The sequence below is a fragment of the Pseudomonas sp. Colony2 genome, assembly GCF_019382755.1.
GTDB lineage: Bacteria > Pseudomonadota > Gammaproteobacteria > Pseudomonadales > Pseudomonadaceae > Aquipseudomonas.
In genome coordinates, this window is the sequence record NZ_CP080030.1 from 355,881 (window position 1) to 359,103 (window position 3,223).

General features: G+C 61.2%; 3 protein-coding genes. All 3 read left to right on the top strand.

Going from position 1 to position 3,223, the window contains the following annotated elements; all coding sequences use genetic code 11:
• Window positions 1–853: arsenic resistance protein (locus JV201_RS01495; RefSeq protein WP_219406415.1), on the top strand; the 853-nt coding region annotated here is incomplete at its 5' end.
• A gap of 87 nt (window positions 854–940) precedes the next feature.
• Complete coding sequence (locus JV201_RS01500; RefSeq protein ID WP_177069300.1) at window positions 941–2,581, top strand: glycosyltransferase family 39 protein; 1,641 nt, start codon at window positions 941–943, stop codon at window positions 2,579–2,581.
• Window positions 2,582–2,707: 126 nt separating this feature from the next.
• A complete protein-coding gene (locus JV201_RS01505; protein WP_003218048.1) occupies window positions 2,708–3,109 on the top strand; it encodes a hypothetical protein in 402 nt (133 codons plus the stop codon).
• Window positions 3,110–3,223 lie beyond the last annotated feature (114 nt).

Genomic DNA, 3,223 nt, shown 5'->3' on the forward strand with positions numbered 1-3,223 from the left:
GGTCACGCCCGCTATCGCTGTGCTGATGTACGCGATGTTTCTGCAAATCCCCTTTCTGGACCTGCGCCAGGGCTTGGGCAACAAACGCTTCATGGCCGCGTTGCTGCTGGCCAACTTCATCCTGATTCCGCTGCTGGTGTGGGCGCTGACTCGGGGCCTGGTGGAACACCCGGCGATCCTGGTGGGTGCGTTGCTGGTGCTGTTGACGCCGTGTATCGACTACGTGGTGGTGTTTACCCATATCGGCAAGGGTGACTCGCGGTTGATGCTGGCGGCGACCCCGATTCTATTGTTGCTGCAACTGCTGCTGTTGCCGGTCTACCTGGGGTTGATGCTGGGGGCGCAGTCGCAGGTGGTGGTTGCAGTGGGGCCGTTTGTCGAGGCTTTCCTGCTGCTGATCGTTGCCCCCATGATTCTGGCGGTGCTGACCACTTCCCTGTCCCGGCGCTCACCGGTCGTCAGTGCCTGGAGCGATGCCTGGGCCTGGCTGCCCGTGCCGGCCATGGCGCTGGTGCTGATGGTGGTGATCGGTTCGCAGATCACTGCCGTGGTCCGCGATATCGGCCTGCTGGCGCCGGTGATCCCGGTGTATATCGGCTTCCTGTTGCTGGCCCCGCTGATGGGGGTGCTGGCTTCGCGCCTGTTCAAGCTATCGGCGCCCACGGCGCGGGCGGTCACCTTCAGCGCCTCCACGCGTAATTCCCTGGTGGTGCTGCCGCTGGCGCTGGCATTGCCCGAAGAGATCCGTGGGCTCGCTGCTGCAGCAGTGATCACGCAAACCCTGGTGGAATTGGTAGGGGAGCTACTCTACATCCGGCTGCTGCCGCTGCTGATCTGGCCCGCTCGTCGTTAGGCGGATGAATGTTTGATTCCGTTCAGGGCTTATTCAGGGTGGCGTTCGGCAACATGAGCCGGTTTACCCCACCTGACAGGCTGAATAATGGATCAACACAATCGCTTTCGAATGGAATCGCTGGGTATTTTCCTTATCGCCTTGCTGCTGTTTACCCTGGGCATCTGGGACCAGCAGCCACAGGGCTTCGACGGCCGCTGGGCCGTGTTCATGCAAGAGATGTTTCGCCACGGCGCGAGCCTGTTTCCTACCACCTACGGTGAGCCTTACCCGGACTATCCGGGCACCGCGACCTACCTCAGCTACCTCTTTGCCCGCTTGTTCGGCGCGCCCAACGACCTGGCCAACGTGATGCCCACCGCCCTGGCGTCTGCCGGGGTCATGGCGCTGATCTACCGCTTGCTGGTGCCGTCGGGCCGAGCGTGGGCGCTGCTGACGGTGCTGCTCACCGCATTGACTGCCCAGTTGCTGGAGAAGTCGCGCTCGGTGTGCCTGGACCAGATGATCTCGTTGTTGTGCCTGGGGTGTTTCTACCTGCTGCATACCGGTGAGCGCCTGGGCTCGCGGCTGCGCCAATATGCGATCTTTCCGTTGTTCGTGGTGGCGTTTGCCATTCGCGGGCCGCTGGGGTTGATCGAGGTGTGCGGGGTGGCCTGTGTCTACTGGGCGCTGGGCACCGCTCGTACGCGGCAAGAGCGGATTGCACTGCTGAAAAAGGTGATTGCCCACGGCGTGGTCGGTTTGATCCTGCTGGCCGGCTGTTGGTGGGCGCTGTTGAAACTGGCGCGGATCAGCGGGGGCGATGCTTTCGTCGATGATGTGCTGCGGATGCAATTCACCGGGCGCCTTGATGAAACCGGTGAGGCGTTCTACTTCTACTTCAAGCTGAGCCTGTACCGCTATTTCCCGGTGGTGCCGCTGGCCCTGGCGACGATGATTGCCCTGCGCCACAAATGGTCGGCCCGCCACGACGATGCCGATGTGCAGTTGATGCTGCGTTTGGCCGCCTGCGGACTGATGATTTTGCTGGGCTTGTCGGTGCCGCACTTCAAGCGCGCCTATTACATCGTCCCCATGGTCCCGATGTTTGCCGCGGTGGCCGCCTATGGCTTGCTCCAGGCCCAGGGCTGGTTGCTCGGCGTGCGGCGTGGCTATGAGTGGCTGGTGGCGGTCCTGCCGGTGCTGGGCATTGTCGTGGTGTTTGTCTGTCGGCATCTGTGGCACAAGCACGGCTACTGGCCGGACGTTTCAGTGCCGGCGCTGGTGGGTGTGCTGATCGTGCTGCAACTCGCAGCCGTGATTGCCTGGCGCCGTTTGCAGGGCAATCTCGGCCAGCGCCTAGTGGTGCTCAGCCTGATTGCGCTGGCCACCCAATGGCTGGTGCTGGTGAAGGTTGTGGAACCGGCCAAGGACCTGCAATTCGACACCAGGAACTTCGTAAGCGCGGTGGAAAAGCTGCGTGCCGATAATCCCGGGACCCTGGTGTTCGTCGATCTGGCCAAGGACACCTGGGCGATTCGCTACATCATGAACCTGGATCACGACGAGCAGCCGCTGTTCATCGGGCGCAACCAACCCTTGCTGGTGGATACGCTGCCGCGCCCCGCCTGGGTGATTGTGGAGCGCAAGCAAACCGCATTGCTCAGCGGCACGCCGCTGGAACACATGGCGCCGGTGTTCAATGGGCGGTTGAATGACAACCCGCTGCTGGTGTTCCTGGTGAAGTGACTCAGTCGCCTTGACATCCTTGTCGGTGGTAACGCCGACAAGAGTGGCGATCACTGGGGAATTAAGGATGGATCAATGGGGTCGGAATGAGGTGTTGATAACCGGCGCTTTGGATCGTCTTACTGTATGGTCGCCGCCTGGATGACCGGTTGGTCTGATTGGAGCGCTTTGCAGCCTGCCGCAAAACAGGCGCCTGCTAGGCTTGGGTACTTTCGTGGTGATGAGTTTGGGTGCGACATGGAAGCAGTAAAAATGGATTTTGAGTATGCCGGTGCCGAGAGCGTCGGTAGTGCCCACGTGATCGGCCGTTCCTGGCTTGGCGGCCTCAGCATCTGTTTTGACGGAGGCTGCAGCTACCCCTCGATGATCAGCGTGCTGGAGGCTGTGTTCAGGCGCTACGGACGCCTGGTGCGTTTTGGCGAGTCGCTCTCGGCGCAGGATTGGATTGCGCGCGTGGAGGAGAGTGGTTTTCACATCTCCGAGCAGGAGCGGGTTGCGGTGTTGACGTTGATGCGGGGCGGGGGCTGAAGGAGTCAAAAACGGCAGGCAACAAAAAACCCGCACCAGGCGGGTTTTTTGTGTGTTTCAGATGACGTTTGCACCACCTGAAACTAATTAGTGGTGCCAGAGACGGAATCGAAC